The sequence below is a fragment of the Actimicrobium sp. CCI2.3 genome, from assembly GCF_035019065.1.
GTDB lineage: Bacteria > Pseudomonadota > Gammaproteobacteria > Burkholderiales > Burkholderiaceae_D > Actimicrobium.
On the sequence record NZ_JASJWR010000025.1, the window covers coordinates 31,947 to 47,446 of the forward strand.

Below are 15,500 nucleotides of genomic sequence, written 5' to 3' on the forward strand. Positions count from 1 at the left end.
CGCCCTCTAGAATCTAAACAAAAAAGCCGAGTCGAGCGGTCGGCTCTACTCGGCGAGTCGGCGCAGCTGTCGCTGGCCGACCTGACAGACCGCTATTTTACTTGCTGTCTTTCACTTCCTTGAACTCCGCATCAACCACGTCTTCTTCCTTGGCTTTTGCTTCGCCCGACGGGCCTGCTTCGGCACCACCGGCAGCAGCGCCGGAAGCGGCCTGCTTGGCTTGGGCATCGGCATACATTTTTTCACCGAGCGATTGCGCTGCGGTCGACAGGGAAGCCGACTTGGCGTCGATATCGGCCTTGTCGCTGCCTTTCAGGGCTGCTTCGAGATCCTTGATCGCGCCATCGATTTTGTCTTTTTCGGCAGCATCGAGCTTGTCACCGTATTCGGCGACCGCCTTGCGGGTCGAGTGCACCAGTGCATCGCCCTGATTGTGCGCTTCGGCCAGTTCCTTCAGACGCTTGTCGTCTTCGGCATTGGCTTCGGCATCGCGCACCATCTTCTGGATCTCTTCTTCGGTCAGACCCGAGTTGGCCTTGATCGTGATCTTGTTCTCTTTGCCGGTAGCCTTGTCTTTCGCGCCGACGTGAAGAATACCGTTGGCATCGATGTCAAAGGTGACTTCAATTTGCGGCGTGCCGCGTGACGATGGCGGAATGCCTTCGAGGTTGAATTCGCCCAGACCCTTGTTACCGGCGGCCATTTCGCGCTCACCCTGATAGACCTTGATGGTCACTGCAGGCTGGTTGTCGTCGGCGGTCGAAAACACCTGGCTGAATTTGGTCGGGATCGTGGTGTTCTTCTGGATCATCTTGGTCATCACGCCACCCAGTGTTTCAATACCAAGCGACAGCGGTGTGACGTCCAGCAACAGCAAATCCTTGCGCTCGCCAGACAACACGGCACCCTGAATCGCGGCACCAACGGCGACGGCTTCATCCGGGTTCACGTCCTTGCGCGGGTCCTTGCCAAAGAATTCCTTGACCTTTTCCTGCACTTTTGGCATCCGGGTCATGCCGCCCACCAGGATGATGTCATCGATGTCGGAGACCTTGACGCCGGCATCCTTGATCGCGGTGCGGCATGGCTCGATGGTCTTCAGGATCAGTTCCTCGACCAGCGATTCCAGCTTGGCGCGGGTCATCTTCAGGTTCAGATGGACTGGTGCGCCGTTGGCCATCGCAATGTAAGGCTCGTTGATTTCGGTTTGCTGGGCCGACGACAGTTCGATCTTGGCGCGCTCGGCCGAACCCTTGATCCGCTGCAACGCAATCGCATCCTTGGACAGGTCGATACCGTTGATCTTCTTGAATTCGTCAATGATGAAATCGATGATGCGCTGGTCGAAGTCTTCGCCGCCGAGGAAGGTGTCGCCATTGGTCGACAGCACTTCAAACTGCATTTCGCCATCGACATCTGCGATTTCAATGATCGAGACGTCGAAGGTACCGCCGCCCAGGTCATAGACAGCAATCTTGCGATCGCCCTTGCCGTTCTTGTCGAGACCGAAGGCCAGTGCGGCAGCGGTCGGCTCGTTGATGATGCGCTTGACATCCAGACCAGCGATGCGACCCGCATCCTTGGTTGCCTGGCGCTGGGCATCGTTGAAATAGGCCGGCACCGTGATGACGGCTTCGGTGACTTCTTCGCCGAGGTAGTCTTCAGCGGTTTTTTTCATCTTGCGCAGCACTTCGGCGGAAATCTGCTGGGCTGCCAGCTTCTTGTCGCGCACCGAAATCCAGGCGTCGCCGTTGTCGGCCTTGACGATCTGGTATGGCATGAGCCCGATATCTTTTTGCACTTCTTTTTCATCGAACTTGCGGCCGATCAGACGCTTGACGGCGTACAGCGTGTTCTTCGGATTGGTCACGGCCTGCCGCTTGGCAGGCGCACCTACCAGGATTTCGCCGTCTTCGAGATACGCGATGATCGATGGCGTAGTGCGTGCACCTTCCGCGTTTTCGATCACTTTAGGCTGGCCGCCTTCCATGATCGATACGCAGGAGTTGGTGGTACCGAGGTCGATGCCGATGATTTTGCCCATGATATTTTTTTCCTTTAATGACTGGATAACTGGATAACGATGACGTTTGCGTCGATTTTCTGACTTGAATATTGGGAGCCACTACTGACTTTCAAGCGGCATTCAAGTGCTTTTTTTCGTAATAAGTGTCGGTAATGCGTTTGGTAATGCGTTACTGGGCCACCGTGACCAGTGCCGGCCGCAACAGACGGTCGGCGATCATGTACCCCTTTTGCAGCACGCTGACAATGGTGTTGGCGTCCTGGTCTGCCGGCACCATCGAGATGGCCTGGTGCTTCATCGGATCGAGTTTGTCACCCGGTTGCGGTGCCACTGCGATCAGGCGGTTGCGCTCGAACGCTGATGACAACTGCTTGAGCGTCATTTCGACACCTTCCTTGAGCGACTCGACCGACGGCGACTCGACCCGCAGCGCCATGTCCAGACTGTCCATCACGGGCACCAGCGCCTCGGCAAAGCCTTCGATGGCAAACTTGTGGGCACGGGCAATGTCTTCCTGCGCGCGACGGCGAAAATTTTCGGTGTCGGCCTTGGCACGCAAGAACGCGTCATGCATCTCGGCGGCGCGGGTTTCTGCTTCGACGAGACGGCTTTCCAGCGATGGCTCGGCACTACTGACTTCTTGCTCTGGCTCGGGAGCTTGCGCTGCTGCCGGGCTCGCCTCTGCCTGTGGGTTCACAACGGGTTGCTTTTCCTGGTCTTGCATCTAAAAATCCTCCGACAGTCAGTGACTTCAATAATGTGATTAAGTACAAAGTGAGTGGCAAATGGGGCTATGCCACACTTTTACAAGGGGATTATCACAGGCCGAATTGGATTATTTTGGCGCTCCCAGGCGGCGAGCTTCGTTGGCGGCGATGACGTTCTGGGCGCTGTCGGCTTCTTTGTCGGCGTCGCTTTGCTGTGTCGGCCAGCCTTGCAGATGACGCGCGGTAATCGTGGCCAGTGCGCCAACCCAGGAGGGCGCTTCATTGACACACGGGATGTAATGGAATTCCTTGCCACCGGCTTCGAGGAAGTCGTGCTTGGCTTCCAGCGAGATTTCTTCCAGCGTTTCGAGGCAGTCGCTCGTGAAACCCGGACACATGATGTCAACCCGCTCAAGCCCGTCTTTCGCCAGTTGCACGAGAGTCGGGGCGGTGTATGGCTGCAACCATTCGGCCTTGCCGAAGCGCGACTGGAACGTCACCAGCAATTCGTCCTGCGTCAGCCCCAGCGCCGTCCGCAGCAGCCGCGCGGTCTTGTAGCACTCGCAGTGGTAGGGATCACCCAGCAGCAGGGTGCGCTTGGGTACGCCATGAAAACTCAGCACCAGCTTGTTGCCACGCCCGTTACTTTGCCAGTGCGTCAGCACGGACTCCTTCAAGGCGGCGATATAAGCCGGATCATCGTGGTAATGCTTGATAAAACGCAGCTCGGGAATATTGCGCACGGTGCGATAGTGACTGGTCACCGCATCGAAGATGGATGCGGTCGTGGTCGCCGAATATTGCGGGTAGGCGGGCACGATCAGAATCCGGTCGCATCCTTCGACCTGCAATGCATTGAGCACATCGGGTAACGACGGATTGCCGTAGCTCATTGCGTAGCGAACTTCCACGGCATGCCCCTGCTCGCCAAGGTAGCCGCGCAGCATGGTTGACTGTTTTTCCGTGTGGACTTTCAGCGGCGATCCTTCCTTGGTCCAGATCAGCGCATATTTGGCCGCCGACTTGCTGGCGCGGATCGGCAAAATGATGCCGTTCAGGATCAGCCACCAGATCGCACGCGGAATTTCCACCACGCGCGGATCGGACAAGAATTGCTTGAGGTAACGGCGCACCGACGGCGCATCGGCTTCGTCGGGCGTGCCGAGATTAACCAGCACAACGGCCGTCTTGACGGCGCTGCCGTGGGTGTACTCGGGGGCTTTGTTGAATGCCATTGCGATGTTGCCTTTGAAGAGTGTGAGAGCGAAGGTCGGATGAATTCGGTGGATCAGGACGCCAGCAGTTCGCGGGCATGCTTGCGCGTGGTGGCGGTAATTTCGATGCCGCCCAGCATGCGGGCGATTTCTTCGACACGCGACTTGTTGTCGAGCGACGCGATGCGCGAGACGGTCTTGCCAGCGGCATTGAACTTGCTGACCTGCAGATGCTGATTGGCCTGGCTGGCGACTTGCGGCAAATGCGTCACGCACAGCACCTGACGTTCCTGCCCGAGTTTTTTCAGCAGACGTCCGACCACTTCGGCAACGCCGCCGCCAATGCCGCTGTCGACTTCATCGAAGATCAGCGTCGGTGTCGAAGTGGCCGTCGAGGCGATCACCGAAATGGCCAGCGCGATACGCGCCAATTCACCGCCCGACGCCACCTTGGCCAATGGTCGCGGCAAGCTGCCGGCATGACCGGCGACCAGAAATTCGATCTGTTCGATACCGAACACAGCCGGTGCACACGGTACCAGCGCGACTTCAAAACGCCCGCCAGCCATGCTCAGTTCCTGCATCGCGCTGGTCACGGCATCGCCGAGTACTCGGGCCGCTTTGGTTCGTGCCGCCGATAATTTTTTTGCCAGGACGAGATAGGCATCCTTGAGCTTTTCTTCCTGGGCGCGCAACGCATCGAGGTCGCTGGCATCGGCCAACTGGCGCAGTTGCGCCGACAGCGACGCGAACTCCTGCGGCAACTCTTCCGGCGTCACATGAAATTTGCGTGCCGTTGAATGCAGGTCGCTCAGTCGCTGCTCGACTTGCTGCAGGCGACGCGGATCGAGTTCGAGCCGACCAAGATAATCATTGAGCGCATAGACCGCCTCCTGCAACTGGATACGCGCCGGCTCCAGCAAATCGAGCACCGGCTTGAGGCCCTCATCGATATCGGCCAGCTTGCCCAGACGTAGATTGAGCGCGGTCAGTTGCGACAGCATCGGTACGGCATCGGATTCGGATTCGGAGATCGCGGTCAGCGCCTCCTGCGCACCGTCAATCAGACTCGCGGCGTGCGACAGACGGCTATGTTCGGTGGTGATCTCGGCCCACTCGCCCTCCTTCGCGGCGAGCTTGTCGAGTTCGCCGACCTGCCATTCGAGCCGTTCGCGTTCGAGCAGCACGTTCTTGGCATTGACCTCGAATTCTTCGCGCTGCTTGCCGACGGCACGCCAGGTTTTGTAAGCCGCACCCACGGCCCTGACCTGTTCCTGCAGGCTTGCCTGGGTATCGAGTAACTGGCGTTGTGCCTCGGTCTTGAGTAGCGATTGATGCGCATGCTGGCCGTGGATATCGACCAGCAATTCGCCCAGATCTCGCAACTGTGTCGCGGTGGCGGCAATGCCGTTGATGTAGGCTTTCGAGCGACCGGCATTGTCAATGACCCGGCGCAACAACACACCGCCGTCCGGACTGGCGAAGTCGTGCGCGGCGAGCCAGAGATCGGCTTCGGCATAAGTCGAATAGTCGGCGCTGATATCGGCTTTGGCAGCCCCATCGCGCACCACGCTGGCGTCGCCGCGCCCGCCCAATGCCAGCGCCAAGGCATCAATCAGGATTGATTTGCCAGCACCGGTCTCTCCGGTCAGGACTGAAAACCCGGCGGAAAAATCCAGCTCGATCAAGTCAACGATAACGAAGTCACGGATGGTCAGGGTGCGCAGCATGGTGATTCTTTTCAGGTGGGCCGCAGGCGTGGTCAGGGACTCACGGGCGGCGTGATCGGAGCGGCTATTTTAGTCGGCCTTCCACCGACGGGTACTCATTCCAGTGCAACTTCTCGCGCAACGTATCGTAATAACTCCAGCCGGGCGGATGCAGGAAGGTGATCGTGTGGGCTGAACGGCGGATCACGATGCGGTCATGCAGTTGCAGACTGGCCAGCGACTGCATGTCGAAATTGACGCTGGTATCGCGGCCACTGATGACGGTGATGACAATTTCGCTGTAGTCAGGCAGCACGATGGGCCGGTTCGACAGCGCATGCGGCGCAATGGGCACCAGCACGATGCCACCCAGACTTGGATGCAGCAACGGACCGCCGGCCGACAGCGAGTAGGCGGTCGAGCCGGTCGGCGTCGCCACGATCAGGCCATCGGAACGCTGGTTGTACATGAAGTGACCATCGACATCGACGCGCAGTTCGACCATGCCGGAACCGGTGCCGCGCGAGACCACCACGTCATTGAATGCCAGCGCATCGAAGATCGGCTTGCCCTCGCGATAGACCACCCCTTCGAGCAGACTGCGGCGCTCGGACTCGATTTTTCCATCGAGCATGGCCGTCAACAGCGGCATCATCCGGTCCAGCGGAATATCGGTCATGAAACCGAGCCGGCCCTGGTTGATGCCAATGAGCGGGATATCGAACGGTGCGAGCTGGCGGGCAATGCCCAGCATCGTGCCATCGCCGCCGACGACGATCGCCGCATCGACGCTGGTGCCGATCTGTTCGGGCGTCATTTGCGGATATGCGGTCATCCCGGTCGACAGCGCCGTCTCGTGTTCAAGTATCACGACATGACCGGTGGCGACCAGGAAATCAGCAATCTCGCACAGTGATTGCGCAATGCCCGCCGCAGTCGGTTTGCCGACGATGGCGATCGTTTTTAGCGGAGGGACCGGCAAGCCGGATGGAATGGGGAGCGACATGACTCGGATTAGACCATAATTTGCCGCCCACTTGAAGTAAGCCGACAGTGGACCAACCTCTGTATTTCATCCGGAAGAAAATCACGCCATGCAACCAGCACCGATCAAGGCAGTTCTGTTCGACCTCGACGATACGCTGTGGCCTATCGTGCCAACCATTATTCGCGCCGAAACCCTGCTGTTCGACTGGCTGCGCGAGTTCGCGCCCGCGGTCGCGCGCGACCACAGCATAGAAACCCTGCGCGCACGTCGCATGACACTGATGGAACAAGAACCGCGCTACCGGATCGACCTGCCCGGCCTGCGCCACGCCGGGTTGACCGAAGCATTCCATGCCAGCGATGCCGATCCGGTCCACATCGATGGTGCAATGGCCATCTTCAATGAGGCCCGCAATGCCGTGGTTCCGTACGACGATGTCACGCCCGCGCTGGAACGACTGGCCCGTCAAGTGTCACTGGGCACGATCTCGAACGGGTCGGCCGACCTCGTCGCAATCGGGCTGGCCGGTCACTTCCGTGTCTCGATCGCCGCCCATCAGTTCGGAAGCGCGAAACCCGACCCGGCGATTTTCCAGGCCGCCTGCGCAGCGCTCGATGTCGATCCCGCCGAAGCGGTGTATGTCGGCGACGATCCGCATCTCGATGTCGTCGGTGCCCAAAAAGCCGGCTTGCGCGCGGTCTGGATGAACCGCTTCGACCGCGTGTTACCGGACCATATCCGTCCTGATGCGAGTTGCACCAGCCTGCTCGAACTGGAACACTGGCTAGCTGGCCGGATAATGCTGGTCGCACCTCCCATCGCTCGTTAAAATACTCAAATGCAACTAGACGCCCGTGCCCAAACCCTGCTGAAAACTCTGGTCGAACGCTATATTGCGGACGGCCAGCCACTTGGCTCGCGCGCGCTGGCCAAGATTTCCGGTCTCGACCTGTCGCCCGCAACCATCCGCAACATCATGGCCGACCTCGAAGAAATGGGCTTCGTCTCCAGTCCGCATACCTCTGCCGGACGCGTGCCGACACCGCGCGGCTACCGGATTTTTGTCGATACGCTGCTGACCGTCGATGCGATCGACGAAAGCCTGCTTGAAGCGCGGTTGCAAACACGCCTGCAGAGTGGCTCGTCGCAGAAAGTCATTGCCAGTGCGGCACAAGTGCTGTCGTCGCTCTCGCAATTCGCCGGCGTGGTGCTGACGCCGCGCCGCGAATCCGTGTTCCAGCAAATCGAATTCCTGCGCTTGTCAGAAAAACGCGTGCTGCTGGTGATCGTTGCGCCCAATGGCGACGTCCAGAACCGGCTGCTGCTGAGCGATGTTGACTACACGCCGTCGCAGCTGGTCCAGGCCGCCAATTTCATCAACCTTCACTACGGCGGGCTGAGTTTCAGCGATGTACGCAACCGGCTGCAAAACGAACTGCGCCAACTGCGCGACGACATGACGCCGCTGATGCAAGCAGCGGTCGAAGTCGGAAGCGATGCGATGGCAGACAACAGCGATGAAGTGATTATTTCAGGCGAGCGCAACCTGCTGAGCGTCAATGAACTCTCATCGAACATGACTTCGCTGCGCAAACTGTTCGACCTGTTCGAGCAAAAAACCAGCCTGCTCCAGTTGCTCGATTTATCCAGTCGCGCCACCGGCGTGCAGATTTTCATTGGCGGGGAGTCGAGCCTGGTACCACTCGATCAAATGAGTATCGTCACGGCACCGTACGAGATCAACGGTCGCGTGGTCGGCACGCTAGGCGTGATCGGCCCGACGCGGATGGCCTACGAGCGCGTGATCCCGATTGTCGATATCACGGCGAAGTTGTTGTCGAGTGCGTTGAGTCATTCTTAATCTCGGTGCGCGCGTAGGCAGGATGAAGTGTCGTAGGGTACGCGACCAGTTTAAGCGCGGTGCACGCAATCCTGCTTCGTACAATGCCCATACAACGCCAGCGAATGGTCGGCAATCGTAAAGCCGCGATCAATGGCTACTTTCTGCTGACGCAGCTCAATATCTTCGTCGTAAAACTCTTCGACCATCCCGCAGTCGAGGCAAACCAGATGATCATGATGGCTGCCTTCGTTCAGTTCAAAGACCGCCTTGTTGGTTTCAAAGTGGTTGCGATTCAATAAGCCGGCCTGCTCGAACTGGGTCAGCACGCGGTACACGGTCGCGAGGCCGACATCCATGTTTTCGGTCAGCAGGATTTTGTAGACATCTTCGGCGCTGAGGTGGCGTACACCGCTGTTGTGGAAGATATCCAGGATTTTCAGGCGCGGGAGCGTGGCCTTGAGGCCGCTGGCGCGAAGGTCAGCTGGATTGTTGGACATGTTCTTGGCTAGGTAATGGGTAACTGCTTTATGATATAGCGCTTTGGCGCTTCGGCTCAATCAATCGAGATTCTCAATGCACATGCTGCCCCCCGTTTTCTCCCGCCCTACCGCTCGTCCTGCCCTGCCTGGCATCGCTTTAACGGGCTTGTTGAGCATCGCACTACTGGCCGGATGCGCGTCCAAAAATCCGCTGATGGAAGCACCGGCCGGCATGGCTGCCGCACCGTCCAGCGCAGCGACGACCGATACCACGACCGACACGGCCAGTGCCGCTACCGCCAATGCCGGACTGAAACGGACTACACCGGCCAGCGCCCGCCGCTTCCTCGGCATCCTGTCGCCGTATCGCATCGATATCCCGCAAGGCAATTTTGTGTCCGAAGAAATGGTCCTGCAACTCAAGGAAGGCATGACGCAAGACCAGGTGCGCTTTGCATTGGGTACGCCACTGATTGCCGATATCTTCCATGCCGACCGCTGGGACTACGTGTTCCGGATGCTCAAGCGTAACGACGAAGTGCTATCGAGCCGCGTCACCGTGTTCTTCAAGGATGGCGTCGTGAGCCGCTTTGAAGGCGGCAATTTGCCAACCGAAGTCGACTACCTCGAAATCCTGGCCGGCGGCGTGCCGGAAAAAACCAAGCCGCTGGCCCCTGCGGTTCCGGTGGCTCCGTCGTCAGCCCGTCAGCCGCAATAACGTTTCCAGGACCATCGCCATGACTGAATTGAAAATCGCCATCGCCGGCGCCTCCGGGCGCATGGGTCGCATGCTGGCCGAAACCATTCTCGGCGCTACCGACCTGCGCCTGACTGGCGCACTCGATGTCGCCTCCGCACCAGCCATCGGAACCGACGTCACCGCTTTCCTCGGCAAGTCCAGCGACGTCGCCATTTGCGCGACGCTCCCCGAGGGCCTCGCCGATGCCGATATCCTGATCGACTTCACCCGTCCGGAAGGTACGCTGGAACATCTGGCGTACTGCGCCCAGCATGGCATCAAGATGGTAATCGGCACCACCGGCTTCGACGCGGCCGGCAAGGCCGCGATCACCGCGGCAGCCGAGCGCACGGCAATCGTGTTTGCGCCCAACATGAGTGTTGGCGTGAACGTCACGATGAAGTTGCTTGAAATGGCCGCGAAGAGTTTTTCGGAAGGCTACGATATCGAAATCATCGAAGCCCATCACCGCATGAAAGTCGATGCGCCGTCCGGCACGGCGCTGCAAATGGGCGAAGTCATCGCCAACACGCTGGGTCGCAACCTCGATGACGTCGGCGTGTTTGCACGTCACGGCGTCACCGGCGAACGCGATCCGTCATCGATCGGGTTTGCCACCATCCGCGGCGGCGATATCGTCGGCGATCATACGGTGCTGTTTGCCGGCATCGGCGAGCGCGTCGAGATTTCGCACAAGTCGTCTAGCCGCGTCACGTATGCCCACGGCAGCTTGCGCGCCGCCCGCTTTCTGGCCGACAAAACGACCGGTCTGTTCGACATGCAGGATGTGCTAGGCCTGCGCTAATCAGGACAGATCAGCTGCCGCGATAGGTCGAGTACGCCCACGGCGAGACCAGCAACGGCACATGATAATTCTCGGCCGGGTTGGCGATACCGAAGGCCAGCGTGACCCGGTCGACAAAGCGCGGCAGCGGCACCACGATGCCTTGCGCCTCGAAGTAATCCCCCGCACCAAACACCAGTTCGTACGAACCTGCCAGCAACGCGTCGCCTGCCAGAAGCGGCGCGTCACATCGCCCGTCGCTGTTGGTGACGACACGGCGCAGCAAACGCCGCCCGGCCGATTCGATTGCGTGCAATTCAATGACGACACCGGCTGCCGGTGTGCCGCTGGTGATATCCAGCACGTGGGTACTGAGCTTGCCCATCTTGACCTCCATATCGATTGCGTGAAACTGCTTATTGGTTCAAGCATAGTGGCGCGCGTGCCAGCCGTTATAGTATCTGGCGTATAGGTATCATCATGAACGGTATTGCTGCGTCAATTTTTCCCTCCATGGCTCCACTGATTACGAGGTAACGCTTGACCGACACCCCCCCGAATTATCCACGCGACCTGATTGGCTACGGTGCCCATCCGCCCCATCCGCACTGGCCGAACCACGCTCGCATCGCGCTGCAATTCGTCCTCAACTACGAAGAAGGCAGCGAAAATTGCGTGCTGCATGGCGACCCGGCCTCGGAAACCTTCCTGTCCGAAATCATCGGTGCCCAAGCCTTCCCGATGCGGCACATGAGCATGGAGTCGATGTACGAATACGGTTCGCGCGCCGGCCTGTGGCGCATCCTGCGCCTGTTCGAGCAACGCCAGTTGCCGCTGACAATCTTCGCTGTGGCGATGGCCTTGCAACGCCATCCGGAAGCCGTCGCCGCCTTCAGCCAGCTCGGCCACGAGATCGCCTGTCACGGCTTGCGCTGGATCAGCTACCAGCAAGTTGATATCGCTACCGAGCGGGCTCACATGGCCGAGGCGATCCGTATCCTGCGTGAACTCACCGGCGCTGCGCCGCTGGGCTGGTACACCGGACGCGATTCGCCGGCCACGCGCCAGTTGCTGGTCGAGCACGGCGGCTTCAGCTACGACGCCGACAGCTATGCCGATGATCTGCCGTTCTGGCAGCAGGTCGACATCACCGCCGCCGATGGCTCGCCGCAACGCAAGTCGCACCTGATCGTGCCGTACACGCTCGACACCAACGACATGCGCTTCGCCGCCGCGCAGGGATTCAACACCGGCACGCAGTTCTTCGATTACCTGAAAGATGCCTTCGATGTCCTCTACGAAGAAGGCGATCCGGACGGCTTGAACCAGCCAAAAATGCTGTCGATCGGTCTGCATTGCCGACTCATTGGCCGACCCGGCCGCCTCGCCGCGCTGAGCCGCTTCCTCGATTATGTCCAGGCCCATGACAAGGTGTGGATCACACGCCGCATCGACATCGCCAACCATTGGCACACCACTCATCCAGCAAGGGCTTCCGCATGACCATCACTTTAGCGACGCTCAACAACACCGACAGCACCACCTTTGCCAGCACGCTTGGCGGCATTTACGAACACTCGGCGTGGATACCGGAACGCACCGCTGCCGCCCGTCCGTTCCGTACGCTGGCCGCTCTGAAAATGGCATTGCAGACCACCGTCAGCGCCGCCACCGAAGCCGAGCAACTGAGCTTGATCCGCGCCCATCCGGAGCTGGCCGGCAAAGCGGTGCTGACCACCGAATCAACCGGCGAGCAGGCGGCTGCCGGACTGCACCTGTGCAGCCCGGACGAGTACGCGACGCTGCAGCAATGCAATGCCGACTACCAGGCACGTTTCGATTTCCCATTCATCATCGCGGTCAAGGGCCCGGATGGAAGCGGCCTGTCGCGCACCGCCATCATCGCCTCGTTCACGCGCCGGCTCAAACAGCAACGCAGCGACGAGATCGCCGAAAACCTGCGCCAGATTCACCGTATCGCCGAACTGCGCCTCAATGACCTGTTCGATTGCCAGCCGTTGCTGGGTCTGCAAATCATGGGCTGGAGCGACACCCTCGGTGCCTGGTCAGATGATGCCAGCGGCCTGACCTGCGCCTACCTGACGACAGCCCACCGCAAAACTGCCGCGCAACTGCTGCAATGGATGCAGGACGCGGGCATGGACGCGCGCATCGACGCCGTCGGCAACGTGGTCGGCGTCTACCGCAGCGCCGATCCACAGGCAAAAACCCTGATGACCGGATCGCACTACGATACGGTGCGCAACGGCGGCACCTACGATGGCCGCGAAGGGATCCTGTTGCCGATCGCGGTGATCCGGCACCTGCACGAACGCGGCGAGACCTTGCCGTTTCACGTCGAAGTGATCGGCTTTGCCGAAGAAGAAGGCGTGCGTTACAAAAGCACTTTCCTCGGCAGTAATGCGATCACCGGTCACTTCGACATGTCGCTGCTGGCGCGTGCCGATGCCGATGGCATCACGATGCGCGACGCGCTCGAACACGCCGGCCACGACTTCACGCAGATCGCCGCCATCGCCCGCCATCCGGCTGATTATCTTGGCTTCATCGAAGTCCATATCGAACAGGGGCCGGTGCTCCTGCAACGCAATCTACCGGTCGGCATCGTCACCTCAATCGCCGGTAGCTCGCGCTACCAACTTATCCTGACCGGCGTGGCCAGCCATGCCGGTACCACACCGATGACGATGCGCAAGGATGCCGCTGCGGCAGCCGCCGAAATCATCCTCGCGGTCGAACAGCGCTGCAGTATCGCGCCGTCGCTGGTCGGCACCGTCGGTCAGTTGCAGGTGCCGAACGGTTCGGTCAACGTGATCCCCGGCGTATGTCATCTGTCACTCGACATCCGCGCCGCCGATGACGCGGTGCGCGAAGCGGCCGTGGCCGACATCTTGCACACCATCGATGCCATTTGCGCCCGACGTCAGGTCGATGTCCAGCGCGAACTGACGATGCGTGCCGCGGCCGCACCCTGTGCACCGTGGCTGATGCAGCAACTGAGCGCCGCCACCGAACGCGCTGGTGTGACGGCCTTCGAGCTGCTGTCCGGTGCCGGCCATGACGCGATGGCACTGGTCACGCTGACCGATATCGCCATGCTGTTCACGCGCTGCGGCAATGGCGGCATCAGCCACAATCCGCTGGAAACCATGACTGCGGATGACGCTGAATTGTCGGCGCAAATCCTGCTCGATTTCCTGCGCCACTTCAAATCAAAAGCATGAGCACGCTACTGATCCGCCATGCCCGCGTGCTGGTAACGATGGATGCGCAGCGGCGTGAAATCGCCGACGGTGCGGTCTTCATCCGCGACAACGTGATCGAGCAGGTCGGCCTCAGCGCCGCACTGCCCGATCACGCCGACACCGTCATCGACGCGACCGGACACGTCGTGCTGCCGGGTCTGGTCAACACCCATCACCACATGTTCCAGAGCCTGACCCGTGCGATCCCTGCCGCGCAGGACGCCGCGCTGTTCGACTGGCTAGTCCACTTGTATCCGATCTGGGCCGGACTCACACCAGCGATGATTCATGCGTCGACCCAGACCGCGATGGCCGAACTGATGCTGTCGGGCTGCACCACTACCAGCGACCATCTGTATATTTTTCCGAACGGTTGCCGGCTCGATGACAGCATCGCTGCGGCACAGGAAATCGGCATGCGCTTTCATGCGGCACGCGGCGCAATGAGTGTCGGCCAGTCGCATGGCGGACTGCCACCGGACCAGCTGGTCGAAAACGAGGCAGCGATCCTGCGCGACACGCAGCGTCTGATCGAGACTTACCATGACAGCCAGCGCCACGCGATGCAGCGCATCGTCGTCGCACCGTGCTCGCCGTTTTCGGTCTCGCAAGACCTGATGCGCGAGTCGGCACGGCTGGCACGCAGCCATGGCGTATCGATGCACACGCATCTGGCCGAGAACAGCAGTGACGTCACTTACAGCCGCGAAAAATTCAACATGACGCCCGCTGAATATGCCGAGGAGTGCGGCTGGGTCGGCCACGATGTCTGGCACGCGCACTGCGTGCAGATTGATCCGGCCGGCATCGCACTGTTCGCCCGCACCGGCACCGGCGTCGCGCATTGTCCGTGCTCGAACATGCGCCTGGCTTCCGGCATCGCGCCGATCAGGCCGATGCTTGATCACGGCGTGGCGGTGGGTCTCGGCGTCGATGGCAGCGCTTCCAACGATGGCGCACACCTGCTCGGCGAAGTCCGGCAGACGATGCTGTTGCAGCGGATCGGCTACGGACCAGCCGCGATGACCGCACGCCAGGCGCTGGAAATGGCCACGCTCGGCGGCGCGAAAGTGCTGAACCGCGACGACATCGGCGCGCTCGCACCGGGCATGTCAGCCGATGTGGTGATGTTTGACATGGACCAGATCGGCTATGCCGGCGCGCTGCATGATCCGGTTGCGGCGCTGGTGTTTTGTACCCCGACGCATGTTGCGCACAGTGTCATCAATGGACGCGTGGTGGTGCGGGATGGGCGTTGTGTGACGGTGGATTTGGGACGGGTGCGGGAGCGGCATAACCGGCTGGCGGCGGAATTGGTGGGGTGAAATAAGCGGAGACAGGGCATTTGGTGCAATGCCCTGCGGTTATTGCACCCTACGCTAGGAACGGGTGTGGGGTGCAATAACCAACGGGCATTGCACCGAATGCATTGAGGAACGTCGCCAGTGCGATGTTGCGGATTAAATGACCTGATGCGTCGCCAGCCACTCGCGTAATGCTGCATTCATTTTTGCTTGCCAGCCCTCACCGTGGCGTCGAAACGCGTCAACGACTTCCGTGTCGAGAGTGACCGTTGCACTGCCCTCCATGCCAAGTTCCGCCAGCGCCTCGCTACGGGTAACAACACGACCGCCAACTTTCCATTTCCCGCTGGCGATCAAGGCCTCAGTGATCTCCGGAGCGTCATCCGGATCAACCCAGGCTTTGAGTAAATCTTTTGATTTCGCGTTCATTTGCTTTCCTCA

The 15,500-nt window shown here is 60.1% G+C and carries 15 protein-coding genes; 7 read left to right on the forward strand and 8 right to left on the reverse strand.

Annotated elements, in window-relative coordinates:
• Positions 1–97 precede the first annotated feature (97 nt).
• The 5 genes from dnaK to QN370_RS14480 all read right to left on the reverse strand — a co-directional run bounded on the left by dnaK (position 98) and on the right by QN370_RS14480 (position 6,662).
• Positions 98–2,044, reverse strand: coding sequence for a molecular chaperone DnaK (gene dnaK / locus QN370_RS14460; protein WP_322128680.1), 1,947 nt, complete (start codon positions 2,042–2,044; stop codon positions 98–100).
• A gap of 151 nt (positions 2,045–2,195) precedes the next feature.
• Positions 2,196–2,750, reverse strand: coding sequence for a nucleotide exchange factor GrpE (grpE, locus tag QN370_RS14465; RefSeq protein WP_322128681.1), 555 nt, complete (start codon positions 2,748–2,750; stop codon positions 2,196–2,198).
• Between the two features lie 111 nt (positions 2,751–2,861).
• On the reverse strand, positions 2,862–3,968 hold the full coding sequence (gene hemH / locus QN370_RS14470; RefSeq protein WP_322128682.1) for a ferrochelatase: 1,107 nt from the start codon (positions 3,966–3,968) through the stop codon (positions 2,862–2,864).
• Between the two features lie 53 nt (positions 3,969–4,021).
• On the reverse strand, positions 4,022–5,677 hold the full coding sequence (recN, locus tag QN370_RS14475; protein WP_322128683.1) for a DNA repair protein RecN: 1,656 nt from the start codon (positions 5,675–5,677) through the stop codon (positions 4,022–4,024).
• A 64-nt stretch (positions 5,678–5,741) separates the two neighbouring features.
• On the reverse strand, positions 5,742–6,662 hold the full coding sequence (locus tag QN370_RS14480; protein WP_322128684.1) for an NAD kinase: 921 nt from the start codon (positions 6,660–6,662) through the stop codon (positions 5,742–5,744).
• A gap of 88 nt (positions 6,663–6,750) precedes the next feature.
• Between QN370_RS14480 and QN370_RS14485 the strand changes: the two genes are divergently transcribed.
• The gene (locus QN370_RS14485; protein ID WP_322128685.1) at positions 6,751–7,473 is read left to right on the forward strand and encodes an HAD family hydrolase; all 723 of its coding nucleotides are present in this window, start codon (positions 6,751–6,753) and stop codon (positions 7,471–7,473) included.
• 9 nt (positions 7,474–7,482) lie between these two features.
• Positions 7,483–8,505, forward strand: a complete 1,023-nt coding sequence (hrcA, locus tag QN370_RS14490; protein WP_322128686.1) for a heat-inducible transcriptional repressor HrcA — start codon at positions 7,483–7,485, stop codon at positions 8,503–8,505.
• 50 nt (positions 8,506–8,555) lie between these two features.
• Here the strand turns inward: hrcA and fur are convergent, their stop codons facing one another.
• Entirely contained in the window at positions 8,556–8,984 is a 429-nt protein-coding gene (gene fur / locus QN370_RS14495) for a ferric iron uptake transcriptional regulator (protein WP_322128687.1), read from the reverse strand.
• Between the two features lie 82 nt (positions 8,985–9,066).
• On the opposite strand from fur, the gene QN370_RS14500 reads away from it, so the two are divergent.
• Together QN370_RS14500 and dapB are read left to right on the forward strand one after the other, a co-directional pair.
• Positions 9,067–9,684: an outer membrane protein assembly factor BamE gene (locus QN370_RS14500; RefSeq protein WP_416172165.1), complete on the forward strand. Its 618-nt coding sequence runs from the start codon at positions 9,067–9,069 to the stop codon at positions 9,682–9,684.
• Between the two features lie 19 nt (positions 9,685–9,703).
• Positions 9,704–10,510 carry a 4-hydroxy-tetrahydrodipicolinate reductase gene (gene dapB / locus QN370_RS14505; protein ID WP_322128689.1) on the forward strand — a complete coding sequence of 269 codons (807 nt, stop codon included), beginning with the start codon at positions 9,704–9,706 and terminating at the stop codon, positions 10,508–10,510.
• A 10-nt stretch (positions 10,511–10,520) separates the two neighbouring features.
• Here the strand turns inward: dapB and uraH are convergent, their stop codons facing one another.
• Positions 10,521–10,874 carry a hydroxyisourate hydrolase gene (gene uraH / locus QN370_RS14510; RefSeq protein ID WP_322128690.1) on the reverse strand — a complete coding sequence of 118 codons (354 nt, stop codon included), beginning with the start codon at positions 10,872–10,874 and terminating at the stop codon, positions 10,521–10,523.
• 155 nt (positions 10,875–11,029) lie between these two features.
• Between uraH and puuE the strand changes: the two genes are divergently transcribed.
• From puuE to QN370_RS14525, 3 genes are read left to right on the forward strand one after another with little or no spacing between them, the layout of a single operon-like run.
• Complete coding sequence (puuE, locus tag QN370_RS14515; RefSeq protein ID WP_322128691.1) at positions 11,030–11,992, forward strand: allantoinase PuuE; 963 nt, start codon at positions 11,030–11,032, stop codon at positions 11,990–11,992.
• Complete coding sequence (locus QN370_RS14520) at positions 11,989–13,734, forward strand: allantoate amidohydrolase (protein WP_322128692.1); 1,746 nt, start codon at positions 11,989–11,991, stop codon at positions 13,732–13,734. Before puuE ends, QN370_RS14520 begins: the two co-directional genes overlap by 4 nt.
• Positions 13,731–15,080, forward strand: a complete 1,350-nt coding sequence (locus QN370_RS14525) for an 8-oxoguanine deaminase (protein ID WP_322128693.1) — start codon at positions 13,731–13,733, stop codon at positions 15,078–15,080. Before QN370_RS14520 ends, QN370_RS14525 begins: the two co-directional genes overlap by 4 nt.
• A gap of 135 nt (positions 15,081–15,215) precedes the next feature.
• Here the strand turns inward: QN370_RS14525 and QN370_RS14530 are convergent, their stop codons facing one another.
• Positions 15,216–15,488: a BrnA antitoxin family protein gene (locus QN370_RS14530; RefSeq protein WP_322128694.1), complete on the reverse strand. Its 273-nt coding sequence runs from the start codon at positions 15,486–15,488 to the stop codon at positions 15,216–15,218.
• Between the last annotated feature and the right edge of the window lie 12 nt (positions 15,489–15,500).

What these genes read in the sequence shown, in the direction of transcription:
- dnaK (WP_322128680.1), bottom strand. Translation starts at nt 2,044, where the DNA reads ATGGGCAAAATCATCGGCATCGACCTCGGTACCACCAACTCCTGCGTA.
- grpE (WP_322128681.1), bottom strand. Translation starts at nt 2,750, where the DNA reads ATGCAAGACCAGGAAAAGCAACCCGTTGTGAACCCACAGGCAGAGGCG.
- hemH (WP_322128682.1), bottom strand. Translation starts at nt 3,968, where the DNA reads ATGGCATTCAACAAAGCCCCCGAGTACACCCACGGCAGCGCCGTCAAG.
- recN (WP_322128683.1), bottom strand. Translation starts at nt 5,677, where the DNA reads ATGCTGCGCACCCTGACCATCCGTGACTTCGTTATCGTTGACTTGATC.
- QN370_RS14480 (WP_322128684.1), bottom strand. Translation starts at nt 6,662, where the DNA reads ATGTCGCTCCCCATTCCATCCGGCTTGCCGGTCCCTCCGCTAAAAACG.
- QN370_RS14485 (WP_322128685.1), top strand. Translation starts at nt 6,751, where the DNA reads ATGCAACCAGCACCGATCAAGGCAGTTCTGTTCGACCTCGACGATACG.
- hrcA (WP_322128686.1), top strand. Translation starts at nt 7,483, where the DNA reads ATGCAACTAGACGCCCGTGCCCAAACCCTGCTGAAAACTCTGGTCGAA.
- fur (WP_322128687.1), bottom strand. Translation starts at nt 8,984, where the DNA reads ATGTCCAACAATCCAGCTGACCTTCGCGCCAGCGGCCTCAAGGCCACG.
- QN370_RS14500 (WP_416172165.1), top strand. Translation starts at nt 9,067, where the DNA reads ATGCTGCCCCCCGTTTTCTCCCGCCCTACCGCTCGTCCTGCCCTGCCT.
- dapB (WP_322128689.1), top strand. Translation starts at nt 9,704, where the DNA reads ATGACTGAATTGAAAATCGCCATCGCCGGCGCCTCCGGGCGCATGGGT.
- uraH (WP_322128690.1), bottom strand. Translation starts at nt 10,874, where the DNA reads ATGGGCAAGCTCAGTACCCACGTGCTGGATATCACCAGCGGCACACCG.
- QN370_RS14520 (WP_322128692.1), top strand. Translation starts at nt 11,989, where the DNA reads ATGACCATCACTTTAGCGACGCTCAACAACACCGACAGCACCACCTTT.
- QN370_RS14525 (WP_322128693.1), top strand. Translation starts at nt 13,731, where the DNA reads ATGAGCACGCTACTGATCCGCCATGCCCGCGTGCTGGTAACGATGGAT.
- QN370_RS14530 (WP_322128694.1), bottom strand. Translation starts at nt 15,488, where the DNA reads ATGAACGCGAAATCAAAAGATTTACTCAAAGCCTGGGTTGATCCGGAT.